16 protein-coding genes and 2 pseudogenes are annotated in these 16,069 nt (G+C 69.4%); 5 read left to right on the plus strand and 13 right to left on the minus strand.

Annotation, left to right across the window (positions count from 1 at the left end):
* Positions 1–181 precede the first annotated feature (181 nt).
* The 7 genes from H4W80_RS04840 to H4W80_RS04870 form a co-directional block, all read right to left on the minus strand.
* Positions 182–949 (minus strand): MBL fold metallo-hydrolase, encoded by a 768-nt coding sequence (locus H4W80_RS04840; RefSeq protein WP_192783964.1) that lies wholly within the window; start codon positions 947–949, stop codon positions 182–184.
* A gap of 78 nt (positions 950–1,027) precedes the next feature.
* Positions 1,028–1,882 (minus strand): amidohydrolase family protein, encoded by an 855-nt coding sequence (locus H4W80_RS04845; protein ID WP_192783965.1) that lies wholly within the window; start codon positions 1,880–1,882, stop codon positions 1,028–1,030.
* 3 nt (positions 1,883–1,885) lie between these two features.
* The gene (locus H4W80_RS04850; RefSeq protein WP_192783966.1) at positions 1,886–3,577 is read right to left on the minus strand and encodes an amidohydrolase; all 1,692 of its coding nucleotides are present in this window, start codon (positions 3,575–3,577) and stop codon (positions 1,886–1,888) included.
* Positions 3,578–3,597: 20 nt separating this feature from the next.
* Positions 3,598–4,464, minus strand: coding sequence for an ABC transporter ATP-binding protein (locus tag H4W80_RS04855; protein WP_192783967.1), 867 nt, complete (start codon positions 4,462–4,464; stop codon positions 3,598–3,600).
* The gene (locus H4W80_RS04860; RefSeq protein WP_225963240.1) at positions 4,461–5,447 is read right to left on the minus strand and encodes an ABC transporter ATP-binding protein; all 987 of its coding nucleotides are present in this window, start codon (positions 5,445–5,447) and stop codon (positions 4,461–4,463) included. The genes H4W80_RS04855 and H4W80_RS04860 overlap by 4 nt, the downstream gene beginning before the upstream one ends.
* A gap of 2 nt (positions 5,448–5,449) precedes the next feature.
* Positions 5,450–6,307, minus strand: coding sequence for an ABC transporter permease (locus H4W80_RS04865; protein WP_318786702.1), 858 nt, complete (start codon positions 6,305–6,307; stop codon positions 5,450–5,452).
* Positions 6,304–7,248, minus strand: a complete 945-nt coding sequence (locus H4W80_RS04870; RefSeq protein WP_192783968.1) for an ABC transporter permease — start codon at positions 7,246–7,248, stop codon at positions 6,304–6,306. The genes H4W80_RS04865 and H4W80_RS04870 overlap by 4 nt, the downstream gene beginning before the upstream one ends.
* Positions 7,249–7,487: 239 nt before the next feature.
* On the opposite strand from H4W80_RS04870, the gene H4W80_RS04875 reads away from it, so the two are divergent.
* Together H4W80_RS04875 and H4W80_RS04880 are read left to right on the plus strand one after the other, a co-directional pair.
* On the plus strand, positions 7,488–9,125 hold the full coding sequence (locus tag H4W80_RS04875; protein WP_192783969.1) for an ABC transporter substrate-binding protein: 1,638 nt from the start codon (positions 7,488–7,490) through the stop codon (positions 9,123–9,125).
* 44 nt (positions 9,126–9,169) lie between these two features.
* The gene (locus H4W80_RS04880; protein ID WP_192783970.1) at positions 9,170–9,985 is read left to right on the plus strand and encodes a mycofactocin-coupled SDR family oxidoreductase; all 816 of its coding nucleotides are present in this window, start codon (positions 9,170–9,172) and stop codon (positions 9,983–9,985) included.
* Positions 9,986–10,075: 90 nt separating this feature from the next.
* On the opposite strand, the gene H4W80_RS04885 is transcribed toward H4W80_RS04880, so the two are convergent.
* Entirely contained in the window at positions 10,076–10,669 is a 594-nt protein-coding gene (locus H4W80_RS04885; RefSeq protein ID WP_192783971.1) for a MarR family winged helix-turn-helix transcriptional regulator, read from the minus strand.
* A 324-nt stretch (positions 10,670–10,993) separates the two neighbouring features.
* On the opposite strand from H4W80_RS04885, the gene H4W80_RS04890 reads away from it, so the two are divergent.
* Positions 10,994–11,380: a hypothetical protein gene (locus tag H4W80_RS04890; protein WP_192783972.1), complete on the plus strand. Its 387-nt coding sequence runs from the start codon at positions 10,994–10,996 to the stop codon at positions 11,378–11,380.
* Positions 11,381–11,525: 145 nt separating this feature from the next.
* Here H4W80_RS04890 and H4W80_RS04895 read toward each other — a convergent pair whose 3' ends face one another.
* Together H4W80_RS04895 and H4W80_RS04900 are read right to left on the minus strand one after the other, a co-directional pair.
* The gene (locus H4W80_RS04895; protein WP_192793276.1) at positions 11,526–11,771 is read right to left on the minus strand and encodes a sulfurtransferase TusA family protein; all 246 of its coding nucleotides are present in this window, start codon (positions 11,769–11,771) and stop codon (positions 11,526–11,528) included.
* A 21-nt stretch (positions 11,772–11,792) separates the two neighbouring features.
* A complete protein-coding gene (locus H4W80_RS04900) occupies positions 11,793–12,356 on the minus strand; it encodes a dihydrofolate reductase family protein (protein WP_192783973.1) in 564 nt (187 codons plus the stop codon).
* Positions 12,357–12,485: 129 nt separating this feature from the next.
* Between H4W80_RS04900 and H4W80_RS60215 the strand changes: the two genes are divergently transcribed.
* The gene (locus H4W80_RS60215; RefSeq protein WP_225963241.1) at positions 12,486–13,232 is read left to right on the plus strand and encodes a TetR/AcrR family transcriptional regulator; all 747 of its coding nucleotides are present in this window, start codon (positions 12,486–12,488) and stop codon (positions 13,230–13,232) included.
* 432 nt (positions 13,233–13,664) lie between these two features.
* Here H4W80_RS60215 and H4W80_RS64390 read toward each other — a convergent pair.
* The 3 genes and pseudogenes from H4W80_RS64390 to H4W80_RS04915 form a co-directional block, all read right to left on the minus strand.
* Positions 13,665–13,793: pseudogene (locus H4W80_RS64390) on the minus strand (class I SAM-dependent methyltransferase); the annotation flags it as partial.
* On the minus strand, positions 13,756–14,076 hold the full coding sequence (locus H4W80_RS04910) for a hypothetical protein (RefSeq protein WP_192783974.1): 321 nt from the start codon (positions 14,074–14,076) through the stop codon (positions 13,756–13,758). The gene H4W80_RS04910 and the pseudogene H4W80_RS64390, both read right to left, overlap by 38 nt.
* Positions 14,034–14,522 (minus strand): cytochrome P450 family protein, encoded by a 489-nt coding sequence (locus tag H4W80_RS04915; RefSeq protein ID WP_192783975.1) that lies wholly within the window; start codon positions 14,520–14,522, stop codon positions 14,034–14,036. The genes H4W80_RS04910 and H4W80_RS04915 overlap by 43 nt, the downstream gene beginning before the upstream one ends.
* Positions 14,523–15,190: 668 nt before the next feature.
* On the opposite strand from H4W80_RS04915, the pseudogene H4W80_RS64395 reads away from it, so the two are divergent.
* Positions 15,191–15,397 (plus strand): annotated as a pseudogene (locus tag H4W80_RS64395) (hypothetical protein); the annotation flags it as partial.
* Between the last annotated feature and the right edge of the window lie 672 nt (positions 15,398–16,069).

Here is a 16,069-nt window from a genome sequence, read left to right on the forward strand (position 1 = left end):
AGTATGCGTCTGTGAACGGGAGTGCAAGGCCTCGGGACGCCTCGATTTCGCCTCGTTATTTCTCCGGCTGACCGGGAAAGGCCGCGAGACAAAGCCGAAAGGAAATGCGGAGACCCCGGGAGACGCGAATAGATCGGAACCCGGGGTCTCGGTAGCGCATTGCGCGCGGAAAGGCGCGGTATCAGTCGGCGAGCAGACTGGTCAGTCCGGCCGCGGCGAAGGCGGCGTCGAATTCGGCACGCCCTTCGGTGAAGTGGCCCCAGCTGTCGACGTGGGCGACGACCACCCGACGGGCGCCGAGGATGCCGGCGGCCTGAGCCGCCATCGCGCCGTCGATGGTCAGGAGCGCACCGTCGAACAGGGGAGTGCGTACCGCCCCGGCGAAGAGCAGCGCGGTGTCGACCGGGCCGAATCGTTCGGCGATCGCCTCGACCGGTTCCAGTGCGGCATTGTCGCCGCTGACGTAGACGGTGGGCAGGTCAGGGGCGGTGAGGACGAACCCGATCACATCGCCGGTGAAGGGCTCGCAGCCCTCGGGGCCGTGCCGTGCGGGGACGCCGGTGATCGTCAGCGTGCCGCCGTCCGGGCGGGACAGCTGGGCGGACTGCCAGGGGGCCAGGCCGCGGGCATTGCCGCCCAACCGCTGGGCGCCGCTCTCGGTGACGAACACCACCGGGACGGTGCCCAGCAGCGCGCGCCCGGAGGTGTCGAGGTTGTCGGGGTGCTCGTCGTGCGACAGCAGTACAGCGTCCACCGGGCCGAGCTCGGCAGGGGCGGCGGCCGGGCCGGCCGTCTTGGTGAGGAACTGGCCGGGCCCCACTTCGTACTGCCCTGGAGCGTCGAAGGTGGGGTCGGTCAGCAGCCGCAGGCCCCCGATCTCGATCAGCGCGGTCGGGCCGCCGAGGACCCGGACTCGAGCGGCGCCGGCGGGGGTTTTGGTGTTGACCACATCATCCTCATGTCAAAGTTGAGGTTTCTCCGTGAGGCGGCATTTGGCCTTCCTCGCGGAATGGACGGATTCTTGCCGTTAGACAACCCTCGGTTCGAGCCCGAAGACCCGGGCCGCGTTGTCGTGCAGGACCTTCCCCAGCACGTCGTCGGGCAGGCCGAACCCGTGGTAGCGGTCCACGATCTCCGGCAGCGGGCAGTAGGGATAGTTGCTCGCGAACAGGAAGCGGTCCTGGAGGTAGGTCCGCATGGCCAGCAGGTAGTCATGCTCCCCGGGCAGCCCGGGGAAGTAGACATCGGGCATCATCCACACATTGCGGCGGCGGAACGCCACCCCGAGAGCCTCCTGCACGAAGGGCCAGCCACCGTGCACATAGATGATGTCGAGCCGCGGGAACCGGATCGCGACCCGCTCGTGCCTGAGCGGATCGCTGTAGGACAGGTCGGGTCCTGTCTCACCGCCCCCCATCAGGAGCAGGGGGAGACCCGCGGACTGGCAGGCGTCGTAGACGGGATCGACGACGGGGTCATCGAGGTGTACGGGGGTGCCGGCGAGTCCGGGCTCGACGACGATCCCGCGCGCGCCGCGGGCCCGGAGCCGGGCGATGGTGACCTCGGGATCCGGGTCGAAGGCGTCGACGGCACCGCAGGCGTGGAAGAACTCCGGCCTGTCCTCGACCGCCGCGAACACGGGGTCGTTCCCCTGGCCGCCCCACAGATCGTTCGGAACACGAGCGGCGAGACCGGCCTGCCGCACTCCCGCGGCGGCGCAGTCGCTCAGATAGGCGTCCATGGACGGTGCCGCCATCGACGGAGGCACCGTCCATCCACGCTCGCGCACGCCCCGCAGGGTGCCCTGGAGATCGGCCCAGGTCCGGTCGTTGACGAAGGCCTCGATCGGAGGGCACACGCGGGCGTCGATGATGTTGTCCATGGATCAGCTCTCGCGCTCGTGGATCACCCGGCCGCCGAGGACGGTCATCCGTACCGTGGCCCGCGGGATGTCATGCGGATCCAGGGACAGCAGGTCCTGATCGAGCAGGCACAGGTCGGCGACCTTGCCCGGTTCCAGGGTGCCCTTCCAGTCCTCGGCGAAGTCCTGCCACGCACCGGCGGCCGTGTAGGTGCGCAGTGCCTCGGTCAGGGTGATGCACTGGTCCGCGCCGCTGACCTTGCCGCTCGCCTTGGACTCGCGCAGCATCATGGTCGAGACGCCCTGCAACCAGTCCGGTGCGGTGACCGGGGCGTCCGAGCCGCTGGCCACGTTGATGCCGGCGTCGATCGCGTCGCGGTAGGGCCACTCGTACGCGGCGCGTTCCGCGCCGACGAACTGCTCCTCCAGGTCGGCGATGGTCCACTTGATGGTCGGGTTCATGTTCACCCCGAAGCCGTACTCCGCGCAGATGCGCATGCTTCGCGCGGTCAGGAAATCGCCGTGGATGACGTAGTGACGGGAGTCCTGGCGCGGATGCTCGTTCACAGCCGCGGCGAAGGCGTCGACCACGGCGTCGATCCCGCGGTCGCCGGTGATGTGCACACCGGCCTGGTAGCCGGCCCGGTGTGCGTGCGCGATCATCTGGTTGAGCTGGGCGACCCGCTCCTCGTCGGTCTCACCGGCGACGGTCAGCTCACCGCAGCCACCACTCACGTAGTGGTCGTGCATCCAGGCGGTCTTGTTCGGCGGGATGCCGTCGGCGAGGATCTTCACGCCGACCACGTTGACCATGCGAGGGTCCTTGGCCGGCGGCACCGTCATCGCGTCGAGCTCGGCTGCGAAGTCCGCGTAGGAGCTGGACATGGACACCGGCAGCAGCAGGGCGGTGACGCGAGCGTTGAGGCGTCCTTCCTCCAGCAGCCGATGGTAGGTGGCCAGCCCGCCCTCTCCCATGCCGCCGCTCTTGTCGCCGGGGCCGAGACCCGGCTCGGTGAAGCTGGTGATGCCGAGCGCGTTGAGCTCGGCGACCGCCGACAGCACGGCGGCCTCGCGCACCTCGTCGTCCAGGGGTGGCAGCAGCGCGGCGATCGCGTGCTGGGCACCCTCGCTGAGGACGCCGGTGGGCCGCCCGCCGTCATCGGTGAGGATGGTCGAGCCGGGCGGCGGCACGGTGTTCTCGTCGATCCCGGCCAGCTCCAGGGCCCTGCTGTTCACCCAGATCGTGTGGTAGGAGAAATCCTGCAGATGGACGGGGTTGTCGGGGCTGACCGCGTCCAGGTCATGCCGGGTCGGCATGCGGTCCGGATTCTCGCGGCACTCTTCGAGATATCCGAGATCCCAGCCCGCGCCGACGATCCACTGCCCGGGCTCGGCCTGGGCAACCGCGTCGGCGACGACCCTGGTGATGTCGGCGATCGACGTGACGGCCGGATAGCTCACGTCGAGGCTGAGCGGCGGGCGGGTGAGTCCCCAGCTGATGGCGTGCAGGTGAGAGTCGTTGATGCCGGGCAGAAGGGTGCCGCCGCGCATGTCCACGACGCGGGTGTCCGGACCGGCGAGCCGCTCGATCTCGTGGCGCTCGCCGACCGCGAGGATCTCGTCGCCGGCGATGGCGAGTCCCTCCGCCACCGTGGAGTTCTCATCGATCGTCAGGACCCTGCCGTTGACATAGATGATGTCCGCGTATTGCTTCATGTGGTCTCCTTGCCTGCGGGTCAGGTGGCCTGCGGGCGGCTCTCGGCAGCGCGCCGTTCGGGGCGCCAGCCGGGCCGTGGTGCCGCGGCCCTGAGCATCTGGGTGTAGGGGTGTTGGGGGTCGTCGAACACCTTGGCGGTCTGGCCGCGTTCGACGATCGTGCCGTCGCGCATGACGATCACGCGGTCGGCGAGCTGGCGGATCACCGAGAGGTCGTGCGAGATGAAGATGTACGACATCCCGGTTTCGGCCTGGAGGTCGGCCAGCAGGTTGAGGACCTGGGCCTGGATGGACACGTCGAGTCCGGACACGGCCTCGTCGAGGATGATCACATCCGGTTCGGCGGCCAGGGCCCGGGCGATGCCGATGCGCTGGCGCTGCCCGCCCGAGAGGTTGATCGGCAGCGCGTGGCGGCGGCGCGTGTCCAGACCGACGGAGTCGAGCAGCTCGCCGGCCCGCTTCTCGCGCCGCGCCCCGCTGAGCTCGCCGAAGTGCAGCCGCAGCACCTCCATGACCGCCTGGTGCGCGCTCTGCCGCGGGTCGAGGGAGGTGTACGGGTCCTGGAAGACGATCTGCGTCTCGCGGGCCCGCCGCCGCCGTTCCCGCGCCTTGGTCACCCCGTGGTCGCGTGGTCGGCCGTTGACGGTGATGCGGCCGGCGTCGGGCCGTTCGATGCCCAGCAGCAGCTTGGCGACCGTGGTCTTGCCGGAGCCCGATTCGCCGACGAGGCCGAGGCACTCGCCGCGCAGGACGTCGAAGGAGACGTTGTCGACCGCGACGAACTCCCGGTGGTCGAGCCGGAACGTCTTCCGCAGGCCGGTCGCCTCGACGACCGCGGTCCCGGTCGCCCGCGGCTCGTTCGCGTGGTGCGTCTGCTGCACGGTCATGCGGTCCACCTGCGTCCGGATACGAGAGTCTCGGCGAGCTCCACGGAGCGGTGGCAGCGCACTCGTCCCTCCGCTTCGGCCGTCAGGTCGGGCAGTTCCAGGCGGCACAGGTCCACCGCGTGGGAACACCGGTCGTTGAAGGAGCAGCCGTTCGGCGCGGTGGCGGCGGACACCGGGTTGCCGGGGATCGAGGCGAGCCTGTCGACGCGCTCGTCCACCGCGGGGCGGCAGCCGATCAGCGCGGCGGTGTACGGGTGCCGGGGCTGGTCGTACAGCTGTACCGCGGGACGGTCCTCGACGACGCGGCCCGCGTACATCACCGCGATGCGATCGCAGATCGCGACGGCCAAGTCGAGGTCATGGGTGATGAACAGCAGTGCCAGGTCGTTTTCTCTGCGCAGTTCGTCGAGCAGCAGGACAACTTCGGCCTGGATGCTCACGTCCAGGGCGGTGGTCGGCTCGTCCGCGAGGATCAGCCGGGCGCCGGACCCGAGGGCGCTGGCGATCATCACGCGCTGCAGCATGCCGCCCGAGAACTCATGAGGGAAATGGCGCAGCCGGGTGCGGGCGCGGCTGATGCCGACGGAGTCCAAGAGCTGGACGGCCCGTTCCTCGGCGGCCCGCCGGTTCAGGCCTTGGGACATCCGCAGGCCCTCGGCCAGGAAGTCGCCGATGCTGCGCAACGGGTTGATGGCCGCGAAGGGGTCCTGGAAGATCATCGCCACCTGGGTGCGGCGGTAACGCTGGAGCGCGGAGGCGTCCATGTCCAGCACGGAGTCGCCGTCGAAGGTAACCCGGCCGCTGACCTGGCTGTTGTTCGGGAAGACCTTGAGGATGGCGCGGGCGGTGAGCGACTTGCCCGAACCGGACTCGCCCACCAGGCCGAGTGCCTCGCCACTGTCGACCGTCAGGGTGATGCGTTCGAGGAGGGGACGCCGGCGCCCGGCGGACACCGCGAGGTCATGGAGTTCCAGAAGGGCCATGGTCAGTCCTCCTTGTCCGGGTCGGAGATCGTGTTGCCCAGGAAGGTGAAGGCGAGGCCGAGCAGCACGATGCACATCCCGGCCGCGAGGGGCCCGTTGTAATTGCCCTGGACGATGCTGGTGGTGTCACCGACCATGACGCCCCAGTCGGGCGCGGGCGGATCGATGCCCAGCCCCACGAAGGAGAGCATCGCGAGGTCGACCAAGGCGAAACCGAAGGAGATGGTCGCCTGGGCGGTGATCATCCGCGCCAGGTTGGGCAGCAGATGGCGCAGCGCGATGCTCAGCGCCGACTGGCCTTGGACGTAACAGGCGACGATGTACGGCTTGGATCGCTCGCGCAGCGCGGCGGTGCGCGTGATGCGGGCGGTCCACGGGATGTACGCGATCGCGATGGCGGCGACCGCGGCGGTCAGGCCGCGGCCGGCGACCACCACGATGAGCGCGGCGACCAGGACCGAGGGGAAGCAGAACACCAGGTCCAGCCCCCTGCCGATGACGCGGTCCACCCAGCCGCCCTTCCAGGCGGAGGCCAGCGCGAGCGGCACGCCGGCCAGCAGGGACAGCAGGACCACGAACAGCGGTCCGAGCAGGCTGGGGCGGGCACCGTGGAGCAACCGCGACAGGATGTCGTTGCCGGCCGCGTCCGTACCGAGCGGATGGCTCGCGCTCATCGGCAACGACTGGTCGAGGATGTCGCCGCCGGTGGGGCTGTGCGGTGCCAGCAGCGGGGCGAACAGCGCGCCGAGCACGGCGACGGCGATCACCGCGATCGCGGCCCAGGTCAGCGGCGGCAGCCGGCGGAGGCGTCGGGTCGCGGTCCGCCCGGTGTTCGAGGGTGCCTCCAGGGTGATGCTCACGATCTCGCTCCGATTTTGACGCGGGGGTCGAGCATTCCCTGCAGGATGTCCACGACCACCGCGGTGATCACCGTGACCAGGACGATCAGCAGGGCGATCGTTTGTACGACGGGGTAGTCATGGGCGTTGGCGCCGTTGAGCAGCAGCGAGCCCAATCCGCTGAGGCCGAAGGCCTGCTCGACGATGACAGAGCCGGCGATCATGGCGGGGATCTGCAGGCCGACGACGGCGAGCATCGGCGGGGCGGCGTTGCGCAGGACATGACGCCGGAAGACCCGCCCGTACGGGACGCCGCGTGCCGTCTCGGTGAGCGTGTGCGGGCTTTCCATCTCCTCGCGCATCGCGGCTCTGCCGATCCGGGCCAGCATCGCGGAGGAGACGATCGCCAAGGCGATGGCGGGCAGCGTCAGGTGCCACAACCGGTCGACGAATCCGCTTCCCGCGCCGGTCGCGGGGAAGATGCGGAAGTGCACGGTGAAGACGGTGGAGAGCAGGACTGCGGTGACGAACGTCGGAATGGTGGCTCCGACGGTGGTGCCCAGCGCGACGATCGCATCCGGCACACCCTTGAAGCGGGCGGCGACCGCGGCGGCCGTCGTGCCGATGATGATCACCAGCAGCTGCGAGTAGACGATCAGCCAGAGGGTGACGGGCGCGGCGGAGCGCAGCAGGCCCGAGACGCCGGTCTGGGCGGAGATCGAGGTGCCGAAGTCGCCTTGCAGAGCGTTGCCGAGCCACAGCCAGTACCGCTCGAGGAATGGCTGGTCCAGGTGGTACTGGGCGCGGAGCTGGGCGACGCGTTGCGGGTCGGGTGTTCGGTTGCCGAGCAGCGAGCTGAGCGGGTCTCCGGGGGCCAGATAGACAAGAGCGAAGATCAGCACGCTCGCCACGAACAGCAGGATGACGAGCGTCGCGGCTTGTTTGCCTAGGTAGCGAAGCATGGTGATTCCTTCGCTGGGAGCGGTTCAGAGGAGTTCATTGACAGCTCCGGAGGGAGTGCCGATACTAACGGGATCGTAAGACCCCAAACGGTAGCAGTCGACCGCCACCAGCACCAGAGTCGTCAAAAGGGAATCCCCGAGCGCACGACTGCCCACCGATTCCGTGATCGCGGACGTCGAATCGCCAATTCCGACGTCGCGCCAAGCGCCCATATGAGGAAGGCATTGGCATGCCCAAGATGCACAGACGGAGGACGGCTGTCGCCGCGGCATTGCTGCTCGGCGTGACGGCCGGATGCGGCGGCGGTCAGACCGGCCAGGCACTGAAGGTCGAACAGAACGGCAGCAAGGTCTATCGCGCGGGGACGCCCACCAAGCCCCTCGACCAGGTCAAGTGGTACACCTTCTACCGGCCGGTGCTCGGGCTGGTCTCGGCGGCCTTCAACGACTACCCGGAGCTGATGGTCAACGCGAATCTCTGTGAGAGCGTGGTCCGACTCGACCCGGACTATTCGATCAAGCCCGGCTTGACGACCTTCACCGTCAATCCCGACAGCACGGTTTTCACCTACAAGATCCGTCCGGGCGCGAAATTCTGGGATGGCTCACCGGTCACGACCGGCGACGTCATCTACAGCATCACTGCCAATACGACAGGGTCGACCGGCGCGCAGAACGCCACCATCGGCAACGAGATCAAGTCGATGGTGGCGACCGCGCCCGACACGGTCACCATCACGCTCAAGGCCCCGGACATCATCTTCAACGACCAGCTCGCCGGCAGCGCCGGCAAGGTCTACCAGAAGAAGCAGGCCCAGGCGGCCGGCCAGAACTGGGGCCTGCCCGCCGCAGGGGTCATGTGCACCGGCCCGTACAGGACCGGAAAATGGGATCCGGCGAGTTCGCTGGAGATCGTCCGGAACGACGACTACTGGGGGCCCGACTTCAAGCCGCTGGTGCGGTCGGTCGTCTTCTCCTGGCCGCAGGACCCCACCACGCTCGCCAACGCCTTCCGCGGTGGCACCCTGGACGGCGGCTGGAACATCCCGCCGTCCATCGTCCCGACCCTGCAGCGCTCCGGCAAGGGGACGATGATCGTCGGCAGCTCCGACAACGCGGTACAGATGTACGGGCTGGTCGTCAGCAACACCACCAAGGGCAGCCTGGCCGATCCGAAGGTACGGCAGGCACTCTCGAAGTCGATCGACCGCGACGCCATCGCGGCCAAGATCTACAACGGCGCGGCGGACCCCCTGGCCGGTCTGATCCCGCCGGGTTCCATCGGCGATGACAGCACCTCGTTGAAGAACGCCACCGCCCGGATCTCCACCGCACAGGACGTCGCGGGCGCCAAGCAGCTCATCACCGAGACCGGAAAGCCCGCCCCGACACTGACGCTCGCGCTCCCCGCGGCTGACGCGCTGGCCAATCCGACCGCGGTCGCCGTCCAGAGCCAGGCGGCGGCGGCCGGTTTCAAGATCACTCTGAAACCGATGGAGCCGAACCAGTACGCCCAGCTCTTCGCGGACCCGGCGGCCCGCAAGGGCGTCGACCTCTTCTTCACGGTGTACGCGCCGATCGTGCACGACCCGATCGTCTACCTCAACGACCTGATCGCCGCCGACGGGGTCTACAACTTCAACGGCTATGACAACCCCATGGTCCAGCGCGCGCTGGCGGATGTCCGCGCCCAGACCGACCCGGCCAAGCGCGCGGACGGTCTCCTCCGTGCACAGGACCAGTTCCTGAAGGACCTGCCGCTGCTCCCGCTGACGGCTCCCCGCGTCACCGTCTGGGAAGGACCCGGCCTCACGGGATCGCCGACCACCTTCACCTATGTGCAGTCGCCGTGGGCGGCACTGCTGGGCGGCAAGTGAGCACGCCGACGATGATCGATACGGAAAGAGCAGGAGAACACCCCATGGGACGACTCGCAGGCAAGACCGCGTTCATCACCGGCGCGGCGGGCGGACTCGGGCGCAGCCATGTGCGCCGGCTGGCGGAGGAGGGGGCGGACATCGTCGCGGTGGACATCTGCCGTTCGATCGACACCGTGCCCTACCCGCTGTCCACACCGGCGGAGCTCCAGTCGACGGTGGAGGAGGTCGAGGTCCTCGGGCGGCGCATCATCGCCCGCGAGGCCGACGTCCGCGACCGCCAGGCGCTGCAGGCGGCCTTCGACGAGGGCGTGAAGGAGTTCGGCGGCATCGACGTCGTGGTCGCCAACGCGGGCATCGCGCCGATGCTCATCGAGGACCGGCCACAGGCGTGGCAGGACGTCATCGACGTCAACCTGACCGGCACCTTCAACACGGTCGAGGTCGCCATCCCCTCGATGATCGAGCGCGATCACGGTGGTTCCGTCATCATCATCAGCTCGACCGCCGGCCTCACCGGCATCGGCGGCTCCAGCAACGGCGGCCTCGGGTACTCCGCCTCCAAGCATGGTGTGGTCGGGCTGATGCGCTCGTACGCCAACAACCTGGCCGAGCACAGCATCCGGGTCAACTCCGTGCACCCGACGGGGGTCTCGACCCGGATGGTGACCGACCCCGCCATCCTGGAGTTCGTCGCTCAGGACGCCGGAGCGCAGCGCATGCCGCCGAACGCGCTGCCGGTGGAGGCGGTCGAACCGGTCGACGTCTCCAACGCGGTCCTGTGGCTGGCTTCCGACGAGGCGCGGTACGTGACCGGGATCATGCTGCCGGTGGATGCCGGGTTCACCAACCGGCGGTGACTCCCGGGCGCTCAAGAAAGTTCCGGCCCCCCGGTCTCGTTCCTGCCCGGATGCGGCGCGGGGGCGAGGCCGGGGGCGGCGGCCGCGTCCTCAGCTCCTGGCTCGCCGGCCACTGCGCCGCGGCGCGAGGTCCTTGCCGTTCAAGAGCTCTCCGCGGCGCTCTTCGCCGTTCTCCTCGAGTTGCCGGACGACCTTGCGCAGCGATTCCGCAGCGGACTTGCACTCCTGCGAATCGAGCAGTGCCGTCACGAAAGCCTCCTCGGCGTGGAAGGCGGGGAACAGAGTCTGCATCAGTTCCTCTCCTTCGCGCGTGAGCCTGACGAGCACCAGCCGCCCGTCGGTCGGGTGGTCGGCGCGGCTGAGCAGCCCTCGCTCTTCCAGCGTACGGGCGACGCCGGTCAGGGTGCCCTTGGAAATGCCGGCCTCCTCGGCAACGTGCCGGGTCTCCGACTCCCCCCAGATCCACACCACCCACAGCACCACGAAACCTGTCCAGGTGAGGTTCAACGGTCGCAGCACCGAGTTCTCCACGTGCTGGCGAATGCTGGCCGCGGCGCGGTAGATATTCGCCACCATGGCCATACGCTCCTGCTGGATCTCGAGCCCGCCCAGCCTCGCCTGGACCAGTTTCTCGGTTTCGTTGATAGACCCCGGGCCGGTCGTCTTCGGACCTTCGATTGCCATGTGATCAGCGTCCTCCGAACTCACATCTTATCTGGGCCCAAACGATCTGCTGCGGGTGAGCATACCTGCGATCCATGCCGCGGGCGGCTCTGGGCGGTGGTGAGGCGCGGCATGGTCGATGTCGTCGGGTACGCAGACCTCCGTATACCCAGGTCTTTTCAGGGACGCGGAGTAGTCCAGCGGCGCATTGACCCGGCGCCACTGCTCAAAACAGGTTGGGCGATGCGATAGTGCCGCGCCGGGAGCTGAAGGAGGCGGTGGCCGCGGTGACCGGCATGGTGCCGCCGCCGGACGCCGACGCCGGACGCCGACGCCGATGGGCAGATGCGGGCGCTGCTGGCCGAGCGGATCGCCACCGTGTCGGGATTCCTCAAGACGCTGACCACGGTGATCGAGTTCGGCGCGAACGCCGAGGCGCAGCGGCTGCCGGCCGCGATGAAGACGCTGCCGCGGCTGCTGGACGGCCGCAAGAAGGTGACCGAGGCCGACATCGACGTCACGCTGGTGAGCGGGTCGTGGAAGCGGCTGGTGTTGCGGGCCGGATCGCACGGCAGCACGGTGGACGAGAACGCCTGCACCATGTGCGTGCTGACCCAGTTCCACCGCCATCTCAAGCGATGTCTATGCCGAGGCCTCGGCGCGCTGCCCGATCTCGGCCCCGGGGGCGTGCGGGAGCTGCGAAACCCGGACGAGCCCGAGTGGGACGACTGACGTTGACGTCAACGATCGCGCGGTGGTCCGGGCACTCTGAGGCGGCGCGGCACGACCAGTTGCCCAGCCTGCCTGGGCCTGCACGGCGCTCCAGGTGGGGGCGTCAGGCCCGCGTGTCGCGCTTCCACCGGTTCACGGGTCGGCCTCAGCGGTTGTCGGGGCGCCAGGGCGCGTCGGGGTCCACTGGACGGGCTTGGCCGCTGACGCGCAGGGCGTAGGTGGGCTGCTGGCGGTTCCGGAGCGGGCCGAGGTAGGTGTGGCCGGTCAGATGGCACCAAGCGGGCAGGTCGAGAGGCGCGGCCGGGTCGGTGGCGATGATGTGCACGAGTGTGCCGGGCTCTGCGTTGGCGATGGCGGCGCGCAGGCGCACCAGGAGGGTGATGCAGAGCAGGCCGGTCCGTGGCCGATCGGCTCAGCGGCGGACGCGGTAGCGGATGTGGGTGGCCTCTGGGGTGTCGATCACCTGAATGATCTCCAACTCGATCTCCGACGGCAGGACGTCGAACAACCGGCGCCCTGCGCCCAGGAGTACTGGAATGTGATGGATCTGCACTTCATCCAGCACCCCGGCCTGGAGGGCCTGCTGCACCGTGTACGCACCGCCACGAATCTGGACGTCCCGTTCCCCGGCGGCGGCCTTCGCCTGCGCCATCGCGCTTTCGATCCCGTCGTTCACGTAGGTCACCAGCGGATAGCCCCACCGGGCGGCCGGGCCGGGCGGCCGGTGACTGGGGACGAAGATCGGCAGACCGCCGTGAGAGCCGCCCCAGTGGTCCATGAGCTCAGCGGTCCGCCGTCCCGCGAGGATCGCACCAGCCCCGTTCCATTCGTCTTGGAACTGCTTGACCGGCCCGGGATGCTGGTCCGAGTCAGCCCACTTGTGCAGCCGCTCGCCATCGTCGCCACCGAGAAAGTCGTTGGGATCGGCGATGTACCCGTCGAGGGACATCGACATGTCGAGCACTGATTTGGACATGGCCCACTCCTTGTCTTCAACGGCGTGGCCCCTCGGCCACCGCCCGCTCCCTAGTTCGGAGATTAACTGTGTCCCCAGGACACTGTGTACGCTAGAGACAGTTTTGACGGATGGCAAGTGGGAGGCGACATGTCGGCCAACGAAGATCCAAGGGCACTGGCCGAACTGTTGTGGGGCCTGCGGAAGCCGCACACCAGAGGCCCCAGGCCTGCCTTCGACCTCGCCCGGCTGGCCGACACCGCCGTCAAGGTCGCCGATACCGAGGGCCTGGAGGCGGTCTCCATGCACCGGGTCGCCGCCGAGCTCGGCCTCACCAAGATGGCCCTGTACCGCTACGTCAAAGGCAAGACAGAGCTGATGGCCATCATGATCGAGGCGGCGGTCGGCACACCCCCCGACCTGAGCGGGGCGGCCGGCTGGCGGGCCAAGCTGGAGGAGTACGCCCGCGGACTGTCCGCCGCCTGGCGGCGCCACCCCTGGCTGCCGTCGATCACCGTGGGCGACCGCGTCATGGGACCACGTGAGACCGCATGGTCCGAAAGAGCCCTCAGCGCCCTCACTGACGCCCCCCTGACCGAACGCGAACGGCTCGACGCGGTCATGATGGTGTCCCACCACATCCGCGCCACCCACCTGGCCGCCACCCAAGGCACCCAGACCTGGACGGACGGCAGCGCCGCCCCCATTATGCGCGACCTGCTACTCCTCAACGCCAGCCGTTTCCCGCTGCTGGCCACCGCCGTGGCCATCCCCTCGACCACCACCACCCGGGAGTTCGGCCTCCTCGCCCTCCTTGACGGTCTCGAACGCACCATCACTCAACGCATCCACAACAACGGCGATGAACAAGCGGCTTCGCCCCCAGATCCTCCGTAAGCGGCGACCACCAGCGGGCCCCCGAACAGGACCTGCCCATCGACGGCCGGCACCTCGGTTCCGACGGGTGGACCCGCCCAAGGTCGCGCCCGACCACACCAAGGAGATGGTGTCACCGGGCTGGAACAGACCAGGCCGGCACGGGGTGTCCCGCCCGGACGAAGCTTGCGCCTTCCGGATCCACTTTGCAGCTCGGCGGGACGCGCCAGCATGAACACCCGGACGGGCAGCGAACGGCAAGGTTCCCGACCTCCCAGGCACCGAATACTCCACGGTGAAACCGGCCCGCTCGATCTCCGCCAGGGTGTCGCGGCCGGTGTGGCAGCCGCCGGCCAGGTGCGGCCAGATAGTGGCGTCCAGCACCGCCTGCACCCGGGCCAGGCCGCGCGTGTCAGCGCGTCCGTGCTCCAGGAACCGCACCTGCCCGCCGGGTTTGAGCACGCGCCGTGCCTCGGCCAGCGCCGCCGGGACGTCGGGCAGGGAGCACAGCACCAGGCAGAACACCACCGTGTCCACGCTGCGATCAGCGGCTGGGAGCCGCTCGGCCAGCCCCGGCAGCACCTCGACGGCGACCGCGGCATCGGCGGCGGCCGCCCTCGTCCAGGGCGCGGGCCATCGCCGGATACATCCGGCCGAAGACCGGCCGTCGCAGGTTCGTCCTCTGCTCGGGGTGGGCCAGCAGCCACAGCGCGCCCTCGTCGATCGCGGCGACCGTGGTCTCGTGCCCGGCGAACAGCAGGAACATGCCCATCGCGGCGGCCTCGTCGTCGCTCACCCCATCGGTGGCGGCCAGCCGGGAGATCACATCGGCGTCCGGGTCACCGCCGGCGCGCTTACGTGCCACGAGCTGCTGGCCGTAGAAAACAGCTCGGTCAGGCCCTGCTCGGAGCGGGCGCGGTCGGTGACGTCGCCGGCGGCCTGGGTCCAGGCCCGGAACTGCGCGCGGTCCTCGAACGGCACGCCGAGCAGCTCGCAGATGACCGCGATCGGCAGAGGCAGCGCCAGCGCGGCGTGCAGGTCGGCGGGCGGCCCGGCCTCAACCAACTCGTCCAGCAGACCCGTGGTGAGCGTCTCGACCCGGGCGCGCAGCGCGCGCATGCGCTTGGGCGAGAAGTGCGGCTGCAGCAGCGCGTGCATCCGCCGGTGGTCGGCCTGCTCGGTGCCGAAGTCGCCCAGCGGGCCGCCGAACATCGCCGACTCGCCGGTGCGGGAGGCCTTGTCCGGCTCGCGGTGGGCGCGGCCGAGCCGGTCGTCGTCGAGTAGCTGGCGTACTTCCTCGTATCCGGTCACCTGCCAGCCGGGATCGCCGACCGCGGTGGCGGATGGCGTGAATCGGAATGCGCGCCTGCAGCTCGCGCAGCAGCGGCGCGGGCCGCATCGGGTCGGGCTGCTCATACGGCAGCTGGACGGGAGCGTGCGCCAGGAGGACCTCCAAAAGGTAGACGAGCATTTGTATCGGCCACACGCGCCTTCGCCCATGCCGGATACGCCGCCACCGATCTGGACGACATCGCCGCCGAGGCCGAGCTGACCCGGGCGATGCTGTATCGGGCCGTGCTCGATCGGGCCTGCGTCCGGCTGGCCGAGGCCACCGGCGCCGACGACTTCGGCGACGACGCCATCCCCGCCCTGCTGCGCGCCGCCGCGGCCGACCCCGACGGGTTCCGGCTGCTGTTCCGTTACGCGGCCCGCGAGCCCGACTTCCGCGACCTGATCGACTCCATCACCGCCGCCTCCCGCGAGGTCGGCCGCCGCAACCTGGCCCGCGTCATCCCGGAAGGGCCGTGGCTGGACTGGGCCGCCAACCCTGCTCCCCGGCTTCACCCTGGAGGCCGTCATCGCGTGGCTGGACGCCGACCGGCCCGACCCCGACCAGGCGGCCGAGCGGATCAGCCAGGCCGTGCACGGTTCAGCGGCTGGGTCGTTTCGCCAAGGCTCGTGAGGTGCCGCCCGTGGTGGTGGAGCATGTACGGCGGTGCCTGGAGGTGGGTGAGGATGTGGCGCCGGTGTATGCCTCGCCGCGTACGGCAGAGTCGCATCGGGTGCTGGTGCGGCGCCGGGAGGGGGTGGCGTGCGCGCCGGGCAAGGCTCGCAAGATCGCGGCCAAGGCGTTGACCCGGGCGGCGTGGGTGAAGAACCACCCGCCAGACCTGATCAACGTGGCATTGGAGCGGCTGACGCAGGCGCAGCTGGAGCTGCCGGCGTTCTCCACCCTGGACACTATGGAGTCGACGATCCGCGGCCAGGTCAACGGGCAGATCTTCCAGACGATCTGGCGGCGGCTGGGCGCTGAGGGCCGCGCCCGGATCGAGGCGTTGCTGGTGGTCGGGCCGGGCGGCAAGAGTGATCTGGACCGGCTGAAGAAGCCGGCGCGGCGGGCGAGCTGGTCGAAGTTCAAGGCCCAGGCTGCCCACCTGGCCTGGGTGGCGGGGCTGGGCGATACCGAGATGGTGCTGGAGGGCATCGCCGCCTCGAAGATCGCCGATTTCGCCGGGGAGGCCGAGGCGGCCGACGCCGATGTGCTGGCCCGGTCCTACACGGTCGACGCCAAGCGGGTCGCGTTGCTGGTGTGCCTGGTGCACACCGCTCAGGCGCGGGCGCGTGATGATCTCGCCGAGATGTTGTGCAAGCGGACGGCGGCCACGAACAAGAAGGCCAAGGCCAAACTGGAGGAGATCCACTTGCGGCAGCGGCAGGTGGTGGAAGGCTTGATCGGCACCTACCGGGGGGTGCTGCAGGGCCTGGTGCCGGGCGGGCCGGTGGAGGCGGCCGAGGTCGCGGCCGCGCAGATGGTGATGATGGCCCTGGCCGCGCTGACCGGCCCAGCCGGGGACGCG

It is taken from the genome of Nonomuraea angiospora (assembly GCF_014873145.1).
In the GTDB taxonomy this organism is placed as follows: domain Bacteria; phylum Actinomycetota; class Actinomycetes; order Streptosporangiales; family Streptosporangiaceae; genus Nonomuraea; species Nonomuraea angiospora.